The sequence below is a fragment of the Glycomyces xiaoerkulensis genome (assembly GCF_002798405.1).
GTDB lineage: Bacteria > Actinomycetota > Actinomycetes > Mycobacteriales > Micromonosporaceae > Glycomyces > Glycomyces xiaoerkulensis.
Genome location: NZ_PGGV01000037.1, coordinates 247,935 through 265,496 on the forward strand (window position 1 = coordinate 247,935; position 17,562 = coordinate 265,496).

Consider the following 17,562-nt stretch of genomic DNA (forward strand, 5'->3'; position numbering starts at 1 on the left):
CTTGCGCCGGTCAGACATGCTCCGGCCCGCGACGGTGGCCGGAGCCCGGCTGCCTGACCAGACCCTTTAGAGGGCCTTGAGAACCCGCGGTTCGAGTCGGTAGAAGATCCAGCGGCCGAAGAACATCAGGAAGACCGAGAACCCGAACGCCCCACCGATCTGATCCCAGCCTGGGGTCAGGCCCGGGATCCAGACCGCCCGGTGCAACTGGAACAGCACCACCAGCGGGTTGTAGGTGAAGATGGTATAGGCCAATTCGAGTTCGTGGTGTTCCAGCGCCTTCTCGACGCGGCTGAGCGGGTAGATGATGGCCGAGCTGTAGAACAGCACCCGCACGAACAGGGAAAGGAACCGCTGCACGTCCTTGTACAGCACATTCCCGGCCGCGAGCATGAACACGACGCCCGAGAGCATGATCGCCTGGATCAGGATCGCGGGCAGCAGCCAGAAGAGGTTCCATCCGAAGATGCCGCCGAAGAAGACGGCGACGCCCACCAGGATCGGGAAGCCGACGACGTACTCGGCGAACCGCGCGAAGACCTTCGAGATCGGGAAGACCTCCCGGGGGACCTTCATCACGGTGATCAGATTGGACTGCCCGCCCAGGGATCTGGCGCCCTCGTTCATGGCCGAGGTGAACCACTGCCAGGCGAAGATGCCCGCGACGATGTACAGCGCGTAGCCGGCATCGCCGGGGATGTCGGCGGAGCGGCCGAGGACCACCCCGAAGACCAGCCAGTAGATCAGCGCCAGGCCCAGCGGCTCGATCAGGGACCAGATGTAGCCCATGAACGTCGACTGGTACTTGACCGCCAGGTCGCGCCGGATCAGGACCGACAGGGAGTGGCGGTGGCGCAGGAGCGCCGTGAACCCGGTCGTGAGCGGGAACTTGCGGATCCTCCCGCCGCGATCGGGCGGCCGCGCGCCGCCGTTCGGGCTCTCGTCGCTCATCGCCGAATCGAGGAACGCCGGCAGCTCGGCGGTGTCGTCGAGGTTGCGTCGGATCGGCGATCGGCCGGCCATCGGCATGTCGCGGTCGAAGTCGGAGCCGTACGGGGCCGGCGGCGGCCCCTGGGGCGGCTGCGGAGGCGGTTGGCCGTGCGGGCTCTGGGCCTGCTGTCCGTACGGGACGCCGTGGCCGGCCTGGCCCTGCGCCGGTGGGTATCCGGGGCCTCCGTACTGCTGGGGACCACCCGGCGGCGGGCTCGCGAATGCCGCGGAGCCCGAGCTCGTCGACCCGGGCTGATTGCCGCCCTGCGGATTCGGAGCGTCGGGGTTCGTCCCGTCGCGATCCCCGGGATTGTTGCCGGAGACTCCGTCGGGGTACGGGCTAAACGAGCTCATGCATCATCTCCGTGAGGTGACGGCTGATCGCCACCGAATCCAGTTCACGATGTTCGAGAATCGTATAACGGCCCGGCCGTGTCCTCGGAGCGTACTCGATCGCGGCGGTGAGTTCGTCCAAGGTGAGGCCGAGTTCGCCGGGTGTCCGGGCGAGCCCGTGCCGGTCCATGGCCGCGGCCAGTTCGGCGAACAGCGCTCTGTCGCCGCGCAGCCAGGTGCAGAACAGCGCGCCGATCGCGCCCTGCTCGCCGTGGCCGACCAGGCCCGGGTGCCGGGCCTGGAGGGCGTGGGCGATCTCGTGGCAGCCGCCCGAGCAGGGGCGCGAGGAGCCGGCCATGCCCATCGCCAGGCCGCCCTGGACGAGGGCGTTCGCGAGCGTGGACAGGAAGCCGTCGTCGGCGACGGTGCCGGGGTGGCGCAGCACCGCTTCGGCGCCGGTGCGGGCGATCGCCAGCGCGAGCCCGTCGACGGCCTCGCCGTTGACCTCGTGGGACAACTGCCAGTCGGCGGTGGCCGAGAGGTTGGTGAGGGCGTCGCCGACGCCCGAGCGCAGTTGGGCCCGGGGGGCGCGGCGGATGTAGTCGAGGTCGGCCAGGACCGCCAGGGGCGTGTGGACGCCGTAGGAGATGGTGGCGTTCTCGCGTTCGAGGGACGCCACCGGCGAGGCGATCCCGTCGTGGGCGAGGCTGGTGGCCACCGCGACCATCGGCAGGCCCAGTTCGGTGGCGGCGTACTTGGCGGTGTCGATCAGGCGTCCGCCGCCGATGCCGACCAGGGCGTCGACGCGGTCGTCCCGCAGTTTCGCGGCGAGTTCGTGGGCGCTGGCCAGGGTGCCGGGTTTGATGGTGTGGACGACGGCGTCGGGCAGGTCGAGGCGGTCGGCGATCTCGGGGCCGAGGCCCGGCCCGAGGGCGACGGCGACGCGGCCGCCCGAGGAGATGCGGGTGTCGACCAGCAGTTCGGGGAGTCGCGCGAGGGCGCCCGCCGCGACCTCTACGGCCAGCGGGGCCAGCACGGTGCGGGCGAGGAGCGGCACTAGCGCCCGCCCATGGCGGCGTAGACGGTCTTGGCGGCGTTCCAGTCGGCGTGGTCGTCGACCTCGGTCCAGTCGGTTTCGCCGATGGAGACGGTGCCGATCTGGCCGCGTTCGGCCAGGAGTTGGTAGGCGTCCTCGTAGTAGAGGCCCCGGTCGCGGGTGTAGGTGGTCTCGAGGGCCTTGGTGAGGTCGTCGGCGAGGGCGGCGGGGATGAGGCTGACGCCGATGTACTCGCCGGCGGCGGTCTCGATCGGCTGCCGTTTGTGGATGAGTTCGACGCCGGAGGCGCCGGCGCGGACCTTCATCGCCTCGTCGGTGAGGCGCTTGTGGTCGTCGAGGGCGAGCAGGAGCCGCGGGGGGTCGTTGGCGGCGCTGAGGAGGGCCTGTTCGACGCTGTGGGGGTGGACGGTGTCGCCGTTGACCAGGATCGCGCCGTCCCGGTAGTGGTCGCGGGCGGTCCACAGGGAGTAGGCGTTGTTCCAGTCGGGCCGGTCGTTGTCGACGATGGTGATGTCGACGCCGTGGCGGGATTCCAGGTGGGGGCGCCGGTCGCGGATCCTGTCGGCGGCGTGGCCGACGGTGACGGCGAGGTCGGTGACGCCGGCGGCGGCGAGGCCGGCCACGATCGTGTCGAGGATGGTGGTGGTTCCGGAGAGCGGCAGCAGGGTTTTGGGCAGCTCGTCGGTGTCGGGGCGCAGGCGCTGCCCCTGTCCGGCGGCGAGGATGACGCCTCTCAAATTGGTGTGCCTTCCGCTCGTCTTTCTAGATAGCGGGCTCAGTTTACAGCCCCGGCAAGGGGGGAGGCCCCGGCCGACCGTGCTGTGAAGCACGCCGGCTGGGGCCTCCAACTGGGAAGGGACGGTCCGCTCTCACGCACCGCACTCCACTCAACGAGCCTGGGGTTCGGGAGTTACGGGGCTCACTCAGGCGGCCGCGATTTTCTTCGCCAGGTTCTCCGAGAGGGTGTCGAGGAATTCGTCGGTGGTCTGCCAGTCCTGCCCGTCGCCGACCAGGAGGGCGAGGTCCTTGGTCATCCGGCCGCCCTGGACGGTGTCGATGACGACGCGCTCGAGGTCGTCGGCGAATCCGGTGACCTCGGGGGTGCCGTCGAGTTTGCCGCGGTGGGCCAGGCCGCGGGTCCAGGCGAAGATGGAGGCGATCGGGTTGGTGGAGGTCTTCTTGCCGGCCTGGTGCTGGCGGTAGTGGCGGGTGACGGTGCCGTGCGCGGCCTCGGCCTCGACCGTCCGCCCGTCGGGGGTCATGAGCACCGAGGTCATGAGGCCGAGGGAGCCGAAGCCCTGGGCGACGGTGTCGGACTGGACGTCGCCGTCGTAGTTCTTGCAGGCCCAGACGTATCCGCCCTCCCACTTGAGCGCGGCGGCGACCATGTCGTCGATCAGGCGGTGCTCGTAGGTCAGGCCCGCGGCTTCGAACTGGTCCTTGAACTCGGCGTCGAAGACCTCTTGGAAGGTGTCCTTGAACATCCCGTCGTAGGACTTGAGGATGGTGTTCTTGGTGGACATGTAAACCGGGTAGTTCCGCGCCAGGCCGTAGCGGAAGGAGGCGCGGGCGAAGTCCTCGATGGACTTCTTGAAGTTGTACATGCTCATGGCCACGCCGCCGCCCTCCGGGTAGCGGGCGACCTCGAACTCCATCGGCTCGGTGCCGTCGTCGGGCTGGAAGGTGACGGTCAGGGTGCCGGGGCGGTCGACCTTGAAGTCGGTGGCCTTGTACTGGTCGGCGTGGGCGTGGCGGCCGATGATGATCGGCTGGGTCCAGCCCGGTACCAGGCGCGGCACGTTGTTCATGATGATCGGCTCGCGGAAGACCACGCCGCCGAGGATGTTGCGGATGGTGCCGTTGGGGCTGCGCCACATCTTCTTGAGGCCGAACTCCTCGACGCGGGCCTCATCGGGGGTGATGGTGGCGCACTTGACGCCGACGTGATGCTCGGCGATCGCGTTGGCCGCGTCCGCGGTGATCTGGTCGTCGGTGGCGTCGCGGGACTGGATGGAGAGGTCGTAGTACTTCAGGTCCACGTCCAGGTAGGGGTGGATGAGCTCCTCTTTGATCTTGCTCCAGATGATGCGGGTCATCTCGTCGCCGTCGAGTTCGACGACCGGCCCCTGAACTTTGATCTTGGCCATGGGTTCGATACCTCTCCTCGGCGCTGCGGGCTCCGCGCCGCTCGGGTGCGGCTTTGGCGCGCAATTACTAACAGTACGAGCGTACTGGATGTGGACCCCGGTCCCGAAGGCCGGTCCCGGAGGCGATCATCACAGCCGACACGCGGCCGGGCCTCATACGACCGCGGCGCCCCGGCTCGTCCGAAAGGCTACCGTCGACCCCTGCCCGTCCGGCAGACCAGGGGAAACGCTCCCGCGGGCGCAACGTAACGATTCCGTCTCAGGGCTGGCGTGCGGCGCCGGCCACATGTAAGTTCGTTAACTAGAAACATTCTTTCCAGTTTGTTTCGCGACTACATCCCTGCACGGCACGTTTGCAAGCCGTACCTCAGCTCACGCACGAAGGAGTGCCGTTGACCGCACCAACCGCACCCCCGCCGACGGAGGCCTCCGGCCCGGGCCGCCGACGCCCGGCCGTCCCCCGCCGCCTCCGGCGTGCATGGAACTCCTACGCCTTCCGCCGCATCCGCCAATCGGTCTTCGTGATCTGGCTGGTCGCGACCATCACGTTCCTGCTCATGCACTTCATGCCCGGCGACCCGATCCAGATCATGGCCGGACGGCTCAACAGCGCCGGCATGTCGCACGAGCAGGCCCTGGCCACCGCCGAGAACCTCATCCAGTACGACACCGCCGCCCCCCTCTGGCAGCAGTACCTGGACTTCCTGGGCGGCCTGGTCACCTTCGACCTGGGCAACTCGCTCACCAACCCCAGCAGCACGGTGTTCGAGTACGTCATGGAGTACCTGCCCTGGACGCTGTTCGCCGTCGGCGCCGGCATCACGCTGGCGGTCACGTGCGGTCTGCTCATCGGCATGGCCATGGCCTACCAGCGCGGCTCGGCCTTCGACCACGTCATGACCTCGGTCGGCTCCTTCCTGACCGCGGTGCCGAACTACATACTCATCGCCGCCGTGGTCGTGGTCGGCTACACCGTCCTGGAGGTCCTGCCGTTCCTGGAGATGCGCGGGCGCGTCTCGGCCGGGGTCGAGCCCGGCTTCAACGCCGTGTTCATCGGCGACGCCCTCTACCACGCCATCCTGCCGATCCTGGCCTTCTCCTTCACCGCCACCGGCTCGTTCATGCTCAACATGAAGGCCGCCACTACCGAGGTCCTCACCGAGGACTACGTGACCGTGGCCCGGGCCCGCGGTCTCACCCCCGGCCGGATCAGCCGCTCCTACGTCGGCCGCAACGCGCTGCTGCCGGTCATCCCCCAGATCGCGCTCGCCCTCGGCACGCTCGTCGGCGGCTCGATCGTCATCGAGCAGATCCTCGACTACCCCGGCGTCGGCCAGATGCTCATCAAAGCCATCGGCAGCCGCGACTACCCGGTCGTGCAGGCGACCGTGATCATCCTCGCGACCTCGGTCGTCATCGCCAGCCTCACCGTCGACCTGGTGCTCAGCAAGGTCGACCCCCGGATCAAGACCGCCGACGAGGAGGCGCGACAGTGACCGACCAGTCCACCGACACCCGCCGGCCCGGCGCTCGCAGGCGAGGCCGGGCGAGCGCGCTCGGCCAGATCTGGACGGGCCTGACCCGCTCCCCCGCCGGCTTCGCCGGGAGCCTCCTGGTGCTCGCGATCGTGCTGTTCTCCTTCCTCGGACCGCTCCTGATCGACCAGGACAACCCCACCGACATCACCAAGATCTGGCTCTCGCCCTCCTCCGAGCACTGGCTCGGCACCCAGTACGAGGGCAAGGACACCTTCAAGATCCTGGTCAACTCCGGCTCCGAACCGATCTGGGTCGGGGCCCTGGCCGCCACCATGTCGGTCACCATCGCCGTCGCGCTCGGCTCGGCCGCCGGCTACTTCCGCGGCCGCCTCGACTCGATCCTGCTGCAGCTCACCGACGTCACCGTCACCATCCCGCAGTTCCTGCTCATGCTCTCGGTGGTGGCGTTCTTCGAGAACATCCCGCCCTGGGGCATCGCGATGGTGGTCGGCTCCACCATGTGGGCGTTCCTGTTCCGCTCCATCAGGGCGCAGGTGATGAGCCTCAAGGAGCGCGAATTCGTCGAGGCCGCCCGGCTCCAGAACCTCGGAGCGCCGCGGATCGTGTTCCGCGAGATCCTGCCGAACATGGCGGGGTTCATCTTCGTCAACTTCGTCATCGCCGTCAACCAGGCCATCTACGCCATCGTCGGGCTCTACGTCCTGGGGCTGATGCCCTCGCGCACCCCCAACTGGGGCCTGATGATCCACATCTCCTGGCGCGACAACTTCTACCTCAACCCGGTCGCGCTGCCGTACGTCATCACCCCGCTGGTCATGATCGTGCTGTTCACGATCGGGCTGGTCACCATGGGCCGCGGTCTCGACCAGGCCCTCAACCCACGACTGAGGGAGCGGTGAGACCCGTGAACGACCCGATTCTCAGCGTCCGCGACCTCGAGATCGCCTACCGCACCGGCCGCAAGGAGTCGGTGACGGCCGTCAGCGGCGTCGACCTCGACCTCTACCAGGGCCAGTCCCTGGCCCTGGTCGGCGAGTCCGGCTGCGGCAAGACCACCCTGGGGCTCGGCCTGCTGCGGCTGCTGCCCAAACTGGGCCGGATCACCTCCGGGACCCTGCTCTACCGGCTCAAGGACGGCTCCCACGCCGACCTGCTGGGCATGGGCAAGGAGGAACTGCGGCGCTTCCGCTGGAACCAGGCCGCCATGGTCTTCCAGGGCGCGATGAACGCCTTCAACCCCGTCGCCCGGATCTTCGACCACTTCGCCGACACCCTGCGCGACCACGCCGACCGGAAGCGCTGGACCAAACGGGCGGTCGAGCGGAAGGCCGGGGAGCTGCTCGAGACCGTGCGGCTCGACCCCGACCGGGTCCTGCCCTCCTACCCGCACGAGCTGTCCGGCGGCATGAAGCAGCGCGCGCTCATCGCGCTGGCGATCGCCCTCGACCCGCAGGTGCTGGTCCTCGACGAACCCACCACCGCCCTGGACCTGCTGACGCAGCGGCAGATCGTCCAGCAGCTCCACGAGCTGCGCGGCAAGTTCGGCTTCACCATGGTGTTCATCACCCACGACCTCGGACTGGCCGCCGAGCTGGCCGACCGGGTCGCCACGATGTACGCCGGCCGGATCATCGAGACCGGATCGGCCCGCGACATCTTCTACTCCCCGAAGCATCCCTACACGGCGGGCCTGATCAACGCCGTCATGCCCGTCCACGGCGACCGGCCGGCCCTCGAGTCCGTCCCCGGCTACCCGCCGAGCCTGAAGGCGATGCCGCCCGGCTGCGCCTTCCATCCGCGGTGCGCGCTCGCGACCGAGGAGTGCAAGCTCGCCCCGGTCGCCCTCGACGTCCTGGCCGAGCGGCCCGAGGGTATGACGCACGCGGCGGCCTGCCTGCACCACGACCGAGTCGGACTGGACGGCGGCACCGGCGCCCGGCTCCCGAGCTCCACCGAAGGGGAGGCGACCAATGCCTGATCCGATCCTCCAGCTCAGCGGCCTGGAGCAGGTCTTCGACACCAAGAAGGGCAAGGTCCCCGCCGTCGGCGGCATCGACCTCGACGTCGAGCCCGGCAAGGTGCTGTGCCTGGTCGGCGAGTCCGGCTGCGGCAAGACCACCACCGCCCGCGCCGCGGCCGGGCTCACCCGGCCCACCGCCGGGCGCGTCGCCTTCCGCGGCAAGACCGTCGCCCAGATGGACGCAGCGGAGCGCTTCACCTACCGCCGGGCCGTCCAGTACATCCACCAGGACCCGTACGCCGCACTCAACCCGACCCGCACGGTCTACTCCACGCTGACGGCCGGACTGCGGCGCCACCGGCTGGTGAAGTCGAAGGGCGAGGCGCGGGAGCGCGCCGCCGACATCCTCCGACTCGTCGACCTCACCCCGCCCGCGTCCTACCTGGACTCCTACCCGCACCAGCTCTCGGGCGGCCAGCGGCAGCGCGTCAACATCGCGCGCTCGCTGGCGATGAACCCGGAGCTCCTCATCTGCGACGAGTCGACCTCCATGCTGGACGTCTCGATCCGCGTGAGCCTGCTCAACACCCTCGGCCGACTCCGCGACGAACTCAACGTCGGGTTCCTGTTCATCACCCACGACCTCGCCGTGGCCAAGTACTTCGCCTGGGACGGCGAGATCGCGGTGATGTACCTGGGGAAGGTCGTCGAACACGGCCCCACCCCGCAGGTGATCGGCGATCCGCAGCACCCGTACACCAAGGCCCTCATCGGCGCGGTGTGCGAGCCGGACCCGGACCTGGCCCGGTCCAACCGGGCGGTCTCGACGCTGCGGTCGGCCGAGATCCCGAGCCTGACCGATCTGCCGTCGGGCTGCACGTTCCACCCGCGCTGCCCCGCCTTCGAGGGCGGGCTGTGCGATGCGGACGCCCCGCCGCTCCAGCCCGTGGGCGGTCGGCGTCTGGCCTGCCACGTGGTCGCCCGCGACCACGGGCGGACCGATCGAGGTCACGGCCGTCCGGCTCGCCGTGACGGAGGCGGACAGGTGACCACATGGTCGGCCTGATCGCGCGGGCGGGGCTCGGGGCCGGGGTCTTCCTGACCGCGAGCGCCCTCCTGCTCCTGCTCTACCTACCCACGGGGACTGCGGAGTTCACCGTCACGACCCTGACGGTCGCTCTCGGGGTGTTCCTCATCCTCATCTCCCTATTCGCCCTTTACACGGAAAGGAAGAGGCGATGACCTCTCAAACCATAGAGTTCTCACGCCGCCGGCTGATGCAGGCGGTCGGCCTCGGTGCCGGCGGAGCCGCCGCCGCAGGAGTCCTGGGGGCCTGCCAGGCCGACAGCGGCGACGACGGCGGCGACGCCAGTGGGAAGTTCATCTACGTCTACCCCTTCGAAACCACGACGCAGCACTACAACGCCGCGATCAACAACGCCGCCCTGCTGGCCTCCTCGCCGGCGGCCGAGCTGTTCATGCCGCGGCCGGCCCTGCTGGACTGGTCGACCAACGAGTGGATCCCGCAATTGGCCGAGTCGGTGTCGCTCGACGGGTCCACCCTGACCGTCAAGCTCCGCGAGGGCCTGAAGTGGACCGACGGGACCGACGTGACCGCCGCGGACGTGACCGGCACGATCTACCTGCAGAAGCTCAACGCCGGGCAGGGGACGGTCGGCTGGGACGAGCTGGAGTCGGCCACCGCCGACGACGACACGACGGTGACGGTGAGCTACTCGGCGGCGTTCCCGGGCGTCGAGCACGGCGCGCTCAAGGTTCAGGTCCTGCCGCGGTCCAGGTACGGCGACTGGATGGACGAGGCCGAGGAGCTGGTCGCCTCCGGCGTGATCCAGGGCGACGACGAGCAGTCGGCGCTGTCGGAGAAGATCGCCGCCGAGGACTTCCTCGACGAGGAGTTCATCACCTGCGGCGCCTACAAGTTCGCCGAGATCGGCGAGACCGTGGTGACCATGGACGTCCACGAGGACGGCCTGTTCGCCGACCAGGTGAAGTTCGCGACCTTCGAGATCCAGAAGGGCGACAACCCCGCCTCGGTGCAGATGCTGCTGAGCCGCGAGATCGACTACTGCACCAACGTGCTCGGCGCGACCGACCGGCAGACGATCGAGAAGGTCGACGGCCTCAAGGAGATCTCCACGCCCGGTTTCGACGGCATCGGCCTGATGCTCAACCAGGGCCGGCACGAGGAATTCGCCGACGTGCTGGTGCGCAAGGCGTTCATGTACATCTTCGACACCGAGGTCATCGGCGAGATCGCCAAGGGGGGCGGCGGCTACTACGTCCCGGCCACCTACTCGGGCCTGCCGGACCCGCACAGCGAGGACCTGTTCGGCAACGACGAGCTGGAGTACTACGCCACCGACCACGACAAGGCGACCGAGCTGCTCGAGGAGGCCGGCTGGACCAAGGAGGACGACGGCTGGCACAAGCCGGACGGCGACCTGGCCGAGTACACGCTGATCGGCGTCGAGGGCTGGACCGACTTCACCCTCACCGGGGAGCAGGCGGCCTCGCAGTTGAGCGAGTTCGGGATCAACGTGGAGTACCAGAACGTGCCCGAGGACAACCCCTGGGGCATCTGGGGCGCCGGCGACTTCGACATCGCGGTGCGCCACTGGGGCAACCCGTTCGTGCCCTACGTCTACGGCTCCTGGCAGATGGCCTGGTTCACCGACAACTCGGGCACCGAGGACGCCCCCGGCATGGGCGTGCCGACCGGCGAGGTCGAGACCGAGTCGCTGGGCACGGTGAACGTCGAGGACCTGTACCTCCAGGCCCAGCAGGGCAGCGAGGAGGAGCAGGCCGAGGCCAACAAGACGCTCGGGATCGTGTTCAACGAGACCCTGCCGCGCCTGCCGCTGTACCTGAACCAGCGCGTCACCTACGCCATCGAGGGCGTCCGCGCCGAGGAGGTCGGACCGGGCCCGTACGAGCTCAACGACGTCTACTTCGACAACCCGGTCATGCTGCGCATCCTCGAGGGCGCCATCGAACCCGTTTAGGAACCAGGCTTCGAGCCGCGCGAGCACCGAGGCGGGTCGGCGCGGCTCGAGGTGACGGGGAGGGCCCCGCGGGAATCATCCCGCGGGGTCTGTTCGCGTCTATCCCCCGTCGTCGCCTTCGTCGTCCTCGTCGCAGGTCGGGTTGGTGATCGGGCACTCGTCATCGGTCGGCTCGTCAGTGGGGTCGCCCCCGCCGCCTCCGCCGCCGTCGCTGGCGGTGATGGTGATCTCGGCGCCCTGCGCCACCACGTCACCGCTGGACAGCTCCCCGTCGGGGCCGGAGACGCTCTCGATGACCTCGCCCTCGGGGTCGCCTTCGACCGTGACCGAGAGCCCTTCGCCCTCCAGGGAGGTCCGGAGTTCCTCCGGGGTGGTCTCGGGCTGCCATTCGACGACGATGCCCTGGACGTAGAGGGTCACGGTCGAGCCCTCGGCGTTGGTGGAGTCGGCGCTCGGGTCCTGGCGGTAGACCACGCCGACGGTGCTGCCCTCGTCGCCCCAGACGACGTCGTAGGCGAAGCCGTCGGCCTCGACCTCGTCGGCCGCGACCTCCAGGAGCGAGCCGACGACGTCCGGGACCGTGGCCTGGCCGCCGGCCGAGACCGTGAGCGTCACGGTCGACCCCAGATCGGCCATCTCGGCGGGCTCGGGGTCCTGGCCCAGGACCTCGCCGGCGGGCGCGGTGTCGTCGACCTCGTTGACATCGACCTCGAAGCGGTCGCCTTCCAGCTCCTCGGTCGCCTCGTCGACGTGGTCGCCGATCACGTCCGGAACCTCGACCTCGTCCGGATCCCGCAGGACGGTGAGGGTCACCTCGGAGCCCTCCTCGACCTCCCGGTCGGCCCCCGGATCCTGGTCGACGACCGTATCGATGCGGTCGTCGCCGGGGTCGTCGGCCTCCCGGTTCTCGATCTCGCCCACGACCAGGCCCTCGGCCTCCAGGATCTCGGTCGCGGCCTCCGGACTCTCGCCGATCACCTCGGGCACCGCCACCTGCGTCGGCTCCATGGCGCGCAGGATGCCGAAGGCGGCCAGCCCGACCAGCGCGAGCGCGGCGATCACCCCGAGGGCGACCAGCCAGGGCTTCTTCCCGTCGCGGCGCGACTCGATGGGTGCGATCCGCTCGGTCGCGCCGGCGCCGATGACCTGTGTGCGGGCGTCGGCGCCCATCACCATCGGGGCGCCCACCCGCTCGCCGCGGGCGGCGCGGATGAGGTCCTCGCGCATCTCGCCGGCCGAGCGGTAGCGGTTCTCGGGATTCTTCGCCAGCGCCTTCATGACCACCGCGTCGACCGCGGCCGGGATGGCGGGGTTGAGCTCCGAGGGCGGCCTGGCGTCCTCCCGGACGTGCTGGTAGGCCACGGAGACGGGGTTGTCGCCGGTGAAGGGCGGGTGCCCCACCAGCAGTTCGTAGAGGACGCAGCCGACCGCGTAGACGTCGCTGCGGGCGTCGACGGTCTCGCCGCGGGCCTGCTCGGGCGAGAGGTACTGGGCGGTGCCGATGACCGCGCTGGTCTGGGTCATGGTGGCCTGGCCGCTGGCCAGCGCCCGGGCGATGCCGAAGTCCATGACCTTGACCTGGTTGGTCTCCGACAGCATGACGTTGCCGGGCTTGACGTCGCGGTGGATGATGTGGTGCCGGTGGCTGAAGTCCAGCGCCGAGCACATGTCGCCGACGATCTCGCAGGCGTCCACGTGGTCGAAGCGCCCCTGGGCCGTCAGCACCTCTTTGAGGGTCCGGCCGTTGACGTACTCCATCACCATGTACGGGACGCCGTGCTCCTCGCCGGTGTCGAAGACGGCGACGATGTTGGGGTGGTTGAGGGAGGCGGAGTTCTGGGCCTCCCGGCGGAAGCGCACGAGGAACGACTCGTCGCGGGACAGGTCGGCCCGCAGGAGCTTCACCGCCACGTCGCGGCCGAGACGCAGGTCGCGGCCGCGGTGGACTTCAGCCATCCCCCCGTAGCCGATGACCTCGCCGATCTCGTATCTGCCGCCGAGCAGGCGGGGCTCTGTCGTCATCGCTGTTTTCGTCCTCGTGTTCCGTTCATCGCGGATCGATTCTAATCGCAGCCGCTGACCCGCTAGGTCGCTATCCTTCGCACAGGTCGGAATCCGGATCCAGGCATTCGTGCCCGGGCGGCCCGCCCTCGTCGTCACTCGGAGGATCTGACGGCGTCTCCGGCGGTTCGGTTTCCTCCTCGGGTGTACTTTCCTCGCCGCTGTCCTCGGTGACCGTGTCCTCGGTTCCGCTCCCGGATTCGCCACCGTCCGCGTTCAGCAGCAGCAGCCACACGATACCGCCCGCGAGGACCAGCGCCACCACACCTATGAGTGCCCCGAGGAGGGTCCCGCTCACACCTCTGCCTGGCGGCGCAGCCGCCGGGGCGCCGAGATTGACCTCGCCGGGGCGGCCCTGCGGCGGCCCGGGTTCGGCGACCGCGGCGGTCGGGCCGCCCATGCCGACCACGCCAGCGCTCGGCGGGGCCGCCGGAGGCGCGTTCATCAGCGAGGTCGGCGGGCCCGCCGTCAGCGCCGCCCGCGCCGCGGAGGCCATCTCGGCGGCGGTGCCGAAGCGCTGGACGGGGTCCTTGGTCATGGCCCGCTCCACGAAGGCGCGCACGCCCGCCGGGAGGTCGTCCGGCAGCGGCGGGGCCGGGGTGCGGACGTGGTGGAGGGCCAGTTCGATCGGGTTCTCCGCGTCGAACGGCCGCTGCCCGGTGAGGCCGTGGTAGGCGACCACGCCGAGGGAGTACATGTCCGAGGCCGGGAGCACCCCGGTGCCCTCGGCCTGCTCGGGCGCGATGTAGGAGGCCGTGCCCATGACCGCGCCGGTGGCGGTCAGGTCGCCCGAGGACCCCGATCGGGCGATGCCGAAGTCGGTCAGGACCGCCCGGCCGTCCCGGTCGCGGACGAGGATGTTGCCCGGTTTGATGTCGCGGTGGATGACGCCGTGGTCGTGGGCGTGGCCGAGGGCCTCGGCGACCGCGCCGACGATCGGCATCAGCTCCGAGGGGTCGAGCCGGCCGCGCTGGGAGATCAGGTCGTACAGCGATCGGCCTTCGACGTACTCCATGACCAGGTAGGCGGTGCTGTCGCCGCTGGGCAGGGGGGCTTCGCCGTAGTCGTGGACTCCCACGATGCAGGGGTGGGTGAGGGCGGCCACGGTCTTGGCCTCGGCGGCGAACCGCTTGGCGAATCCGGGCTCGTTCAACAGGGCGGGCAGCAGCGCCTTGACGGCGACCTGGCGTTCGAGGACGGTGTCCTCGGCGCGCCACACCTCGCCCATACCGCCCACGGCGATGCGCTCTATCAGGCGATAGCGCTGCCCGAGGCGCATTTCGGGGCTCAACACGGCGTGCTCCTTTTACTCCGGGGGTCGACGACCAGTCTAGTCACTCGCCGCCAAGCGCACGCTCCATGAGGTCGCCGGATATCTCTGCGGCCTTGGAGGACCCGCCGCTGCCGTAGGAGTCGAGGAAGACGCAGACCGCGACGCCCGGCTCGCCGCCCTCGTCCATCGCCCAACCGTGGAACCAGCCGTGGTCGGCCTCGGAGCCGTCGGCGCCCTCGCTGTGCTCGGCGGTGCCGGTCTTGCCGCCGACGGTGCGGCTCGGGACCTGGGCGTTGCCGCCGGTGCCGCCGGTGACGACCGCCTCCATCAGCTCCTGCATCTGCTCGGCGGTGGAGCCGGAGACGGCCCGCCCGGCGGAGTCCTCGCCGCGCCGTTCGAGGGTGTCGCCTTCGGGGCCGGTGATCCGGTCGACCAGTTGCGGTTCCATGCGTTCGCCGCCGTTGGCGATGGTGGCGGCGATGATCGCGTTCTGCAGGACGGTCTCGCGCACCTCCTGCTGGCCGATGCAGGCCTGGGCGCGGAACGCCTCGGCGCTGATGTCGCCGGTGACCGAGGCGGTGGTCGGCAGCGGCGTCTCGTACTCCTCGCCGAAACCGAACGCCGCGGCCGTGTCCAGGACGTCGTCCTCTCCGAGTTCTTCGACGCACAGCCGGGCGAAGGTGGTGTTGCAGGAGCGGGCGAACGCCTCCATCAAGGGCAGTTCGTCCTCGGGGCACTGGTCGGAGGCGTTGCGGATCTCGTGTTCGGTGTCGGGAGCGGTGTAGCTGTTGCCGGCCGGGACCATCGTGTCGGCGTCGCCGCCGTTCTCGATGAACGCGGCGGCCACAATGGTCTTGAACGTCGAGCCGGGCGGGAACCAGTTGGCGCGGGTGCGGTCCTCGCCGGGGTTGTCCGGGTCGTTGATCAGTTCTTCCCAAGCTGCCGTGGAGGAGTCGAAGTTGTTCGAGGAGACCTCGGTGGGGTTCCAGCCCGGGTGCGAGGCCTGGGCGAGGATCCGGCCGGTGCGCGGGTCGATCACGACCGCACCGCCGTTGGCCCCGGTGGCGGCGAGCGCGTCGTAGGCGGCTTTCTGGAGGTCGGGGTCGAGGGTGAGGTGGACGTCGCCGCCGAGCCGCTCCTCGCCGGTGAAGGTGGAGCTGACCTCGTCGAGGAAGAACAGCGGACTGGAGCCGTTGAGGACCTCGTCCTCGGCCTCTTCGACGGCGCTGGAGCCGCGGAACATCGACTTGAAGCCGGTGATGTTGCCGAAGTAGTCGCCTTCGGGGTAGTCGCGCTGGTAGTCGAAGGCCGAGTCCTCGGGGGTCTCCAGCGACTGGGCGATGACCACCTCGCCGGCCAGGATCTTGCCGCGCGGCACCTCGTACTCCTCGAACAGGGTCCGGCCGTCGTCGTGGGCCTCGTAGTCGGCGTGGCTGAAGAACTGGACCCAGGTCACCTGGGCCAGCAGCACCCCCAGCAGCACGAGGGCGACCACACCGGAGCGGCGGAGAGCGGGGTTCACTGGCGCGGATCCTTCCCGGGAGGCGAAGTGCGGGGCGGTTCGGGCGGCGAGGGGGATCCCTCCGGCGGCGGGGAGGGGTCGGGCCGCGGGGGCGAGCCGGTCGGGGCCGGCCCGCCGCCGTCGCCGCCGGGCGCGGAGGAGATGATCATCTGGGTCGGCTGGTCACCGCCGGGCACCTGGTCGTCGGTGCCGACGCCGGCGGCTTCGGCCCTGGCCGCCTCCGCGGCGGCGCGCTTGGCGGCCTGCTCGGCCAGGAACTCCGGCGGGGCCTCGGTCTTCTGGAGTCCGTAGGAGACCTGCCAGGGCCGGCGGGCGTCGTCGGAGACGCGCACCATCATCGCGCACATGAGCCAGCTCCCCACCAGCGAGGAGCCGCCCATCGCCAGGAACGGGGTGGTCTGGCCGGTCAGCGGGATCAGCCCGGTGATGCCGCCGCAGACCACGAACAACTGGAACGCCACCGAGAACGCCAGACCGCCGGCCAGGAGCTTGCCGAACAGGTCCCGGGACATGACCGCGGTCTTGAATCCGCGCTGGACGAAGACCGCGTACAGCACCAGGATCGCCATCAGGCCGATCAGGCCGGCCTCCTCCCCGACGACCGCGAGGATGAAGTCCGATTCGGCCGCCGGCAGCAGGTCGGGGCGTCCCTGGCCGGGGCCGTTGCCCAGCAGGCCGCCGTCGTTCATGCCGATCAGGCTCTGCACCAACTGATAGGACTGGCCGTCGACGTATTCGGGGTTGAACGGGTCGAGCCAGATCCGCACCCGCAGTTGGAGGTGGGAGAAGAACGGGAAGATCGCCACGCAGCCGCCGAGGAACAGCGTCAATCCGATGATGATCCAGGAAACGCGCCGAGTGGCCATGTAGAGCATCGAAAGGAACATTCCGAACAGCAGCAGCGAGGTCCCCAGGTCGCGCTCGAAGACCAGGATCAGGAGGCTGGCGGCCCATACGATCACGATCGGGCCCAGGTCCTTGAGGCGCGGGAACTGGACGCCGAGCAGCCGCGGGCCGGCCACACCGAGCACATCGCGCTTGCGCACCAGGTAGACGGCGAAGAAGATCAGCAGCATCAGTTTGGCGAACTCGCTGGGCTGCATCGAGAACGGCCCGAGCCGGATCCAGTTCTTCGACCCGTCCGAACCCGAGATCGAGTACGGCAGGAAGCCCGGCAGCGCGGCCAGGCCGATGCCGGCGAACAGCAGGATGTAGGCGTAGCCGCGCATGATGCGGTGGTCGCGCACGACCGCCAGGAAGACGCCGAACAGGACGACGCCGACGATGAGGTAGAGGAGCTGGCGCCCGCCCACGCCGGCGAACACGCCCGCGTCGACGTCGATGGCGTTCTCGCTGTAGGTGTAGTTCAGCCGGCGGATCAGGACGATGCCGATCCCCGTGATCAGGGCCGCGATGGCGACGAACAGCGGATCGGCGTAGGGGGCGAAGGCCGCCGTCAGGCCCCAGGCCGCCAGGGCGACCGCCAGGATGACCGCCGGCAGTGCGAAGGTGGTGGTAGTGGGCCGACCGTCGTTGACGGCCATGTCGACGGCGATCTGGAGTGCCAGGACGATGCAGCCGCCGAGGAGGATCAGCGCCAGTTGGCGGGCCCTGCGCCTCGGCATGCCCGACAGGGGCGTGAGCGGCGTCTCGGACGGTCCCTTCGGCCGAGCGGTGGCCGACATCGGCTGGGCCAT

General features: G+C 69.7%; 14 protein-coding genes. 6 read left to right on the forward strand and 8 right to left on the reverse strand.

Annotated features, from left to right (window positions below; genetic code table 11):
• Positions 1–66 precede the first annotated feature (66 nt).
• The 4 genes from CUT39_RS17475 to CUT39_RS17490 form a co-directional block, all read right to left on the reverse strand.
• Entirely contained in the window at positions 67–1,344 is a 1,278-nt protein-coding gene (locus CUT39_RS17475; protein ID WP_232805808.1) for an ABC transporter permease, read from the reverse strand.
• The gene (locus CUT39_RS17480; RefSeq protein WP_100448733.1) at positions 1,331–2,380 is read right to left on the reverse strand and encodes an iron-containing alcohol dehydrogenase family protein; all 1,050 of its coding nucleotides are present in this window, start codon (positions 2,378–2,380) and stop codon (positions 1,331–1,333) included. Before CUT39_RS17480 ends, CUT39_RS17475 begins: the two co-directional genes overlap by 14 nt.
• Positions 2,380–3,117, reverse strand: coding sequence for a phosphocholine cytidylyltransferase family protein (locus CUT39_RS17485; protein WP_100448734.1), 738 nt, complete (start codon positions 3,115–3,117; stop codon positions 2,380–2,382). The genes CUT39_RS17480 and CUT39_RS17485 overlap by 1 nt, the downstream gene beginning before the upstream one ends.
• Positions 3,118–3,303: 186 nt before the next feature.
• A complete protein-coding gene (locus CUT39_RS17490; protein WP_100448735.1) occupies positions 3,304–4,527 on the reverse strand; it encodes an NADP-dependent isocitrate dehydrogenase in 1,224 nt (407 codons plus the stop codon).
• 392 nt (positions 4,528–4,919) lie between these two features.
• Here CUT39_RS17490 and CUT39_RS17495 point away from each other — a divergent pair, with 392 nt between their 5' ends.
• The 6 genes from CUT39_RS17495 to CUT39_RS17520 are packed head-to-tail and all read left to right on the forward strand — an operon-like array spanning position 4,920 to position 11,009.
• On the forward strand, positions 4,920–6,023 hold the full coding sequence (locus tag CUT39_RS17495) for an ABC transporter permease (RefSeq protein ID WP_100448736.1): 1,104 nt from the start codon (positions 4,920–4,922) through the stop codon (positions 6,021–6,023).
• Positions 6,020–6,925 carry an ABC transporter permease gene (locus CUT39_RS17500; protein WP_100448737.1) on the forward strand — a complete coding sequence of 302 codons (906 nt, stop codon included), beginning with the start codon at positions 6,020–6,022 and terminating at the stop codon, positions 6,923–6,925. The genes CUT39_RS17495 and CUT39_RS17500 overlap by 4 nt, the downstream gene beginning before the upstream one ends.
• 5 nt (positions 6,926–6,930) lie before the next feature.
• The gene (locus CUT39_RS17505) at positions 6,931–8,004 is read left to right on the forward strand and encodes an ABC transporter ATP-binding protein (protein WP_100448738.1); all 1,074 of its coding nucleotides are present in this window, start codon (positions 6,931–6,933) and stop codon (positions 8,002–8,004) included.
• Positions 7,997–9,052: an ABC transporter ATP-binding protein gene (locus CUT39_RS17510; RefSeq protein WP_100448739.1), complete on the forward strand. Its 1,056-nt coding sequence runs from the start codon at positions 7,997–7,999 to the stop codon at positions 9,050–9,052. The genes CUT39_RS17505 and CUT39_RS17510 overlap by 8 nt, the downstream gene beginning before the upstream one ends.
• Positions 9,040–9,228 carry a hypothetical protein gene (locus CUT39_RS17515; protein WP_100448740.1) on the forward strand — a complete coding sequence of 63 codons (189 nt, stop codon included), beginning with the start codon at positions 9,040–9,042 and terminating at the stop codon, positions 9,226–9,228. The genes CUT39_RS17510 and CUT39_RS17515 overlap by 13 nt, the downstream gene beginning before the upstream one ends.
• A complete protein-coding gene (locus tag CUT39_RS17520; protein ID WP_100448741.1) occupies positions 9,225–11,009 on the forward strand; it encodes an ABC transporter substrate-binding protein in 1,785 nt (594 codons plus the stop codon). Before CUT39_RS17515 ends, CUT39_RS17520 begins: the two co-directional genes overlap by 4 nt.
• A gap of 99 nt (positions 11,010–11,108) precedes the next feature.
• On the opposite strand, the gene pknB is transcribed toward CUT39_RS17520, so the two are convergent.
• From pknB to CUT39_RS17540, 4 genes are all read right to left on the reverse strand, one after another.
• Positions 11,109–13,031: a Stk1 family PASTA domain-containing Ser/Thr kinase gene (gene pknB / locus CUT39_RS17525; RefSeq protein WP_198587249.1), complete on the reverse strand. Its 1,923-nt coding sequence runs from the start codon at positions 13,029–13,031 to the stop codon at positions 11,109–11,111.
• A gap of 70 nt (positions 13,032–13,101) precedes the next feature.
• On the reverse strand, positions 13,102–14,364 hold the full coding sequence (locus tag CUT39_RS17530) for a serine/threonine-protein kinase (protein ID WP_157930787.1): 1,263 nt from the start codon (positions 14,362–14,364) through the stop codon (positions 13,102–13,104).
• A 40-nt stretch (positions 14,365–14,404) separates the two neighbouring features.
• Positions 14,405–15,865 (reverse strand): penicillin-binding transpeptidase domain-containing protein, encoded by a 1,461-nt coding sequence (locus tag CUT39_RS17535; RefSeq protein WP_100448743.1) that lies wholly within the window; start codon positions 15,863–15,865, stop codon positions 14,405–14,407.
• Positions 15,862–17,562, reverse strand: coding sequence for an FtsW/RodA/SpoVE family cell cycle protein (locus CUT39_RS17540; protein WP_100448744.1), 1,701 nt, complete (start codon positions 17,560–17,562; stop codon positions 15,862–15,864). Before CUT39_RS17540 ends, CUT39_RS17535 begins: the two co-directional genes overlap by 4 nt.

Bases quoted from the DNA above. Each gene is read 5' to 3' on its own strand.
- CUT39_RS17475 (WP_232805808.1), bottom strand. From the start codon at position 1,344: ATGAGCTCGTTTAGCCCGTACCCCGACGGAGTCTCCGGCAACAATCCC.
- CUT39_RS17490 (WP_100448735.1), bottom strand. From the start codon at position 4,527: ATGGCCAAGATCAAAGTTCAGGGGCCGGTCGTCGAACTCGACGGCGAC.
- CUT39_RS17510 (WP_100448739.1), top strand. From the start codon at position 7,997: ATGCCTGATCCGATCCTCCAGCTCAGCGGCCTGGAGCAGGTCTTCGAC.
- CUT39_RS17515 (WP_100448740.1), top strand. From the start codon at position 9,040: ATGGTCGGCCTGATCGCGCGGGCGGGGCTCGGGGCCGGGGTCTTCCTG.
- CUT39_RS17520 (WP_100448741.1), top strand. From the start codon at position 9,225: ATGACCTCTCAAACCATAGAGTTCTCACGCCGCCGGCTGATGCAGGCG.
- pknB (WP_198587249.1), bottom strand. From the start codon at position 13,031: ATGACGACAGAGCCCCGCCTGCTCGGCGGCAGATACGAGATCGGCGAG.
- CUT39_RS17540 (WP_100448744.1), bottom strand. From the start codon at position 17,562: ATGGCCCAGCCGATGTCGGCCACCGCTCGGCCGAAGGGACCGTCCGAG.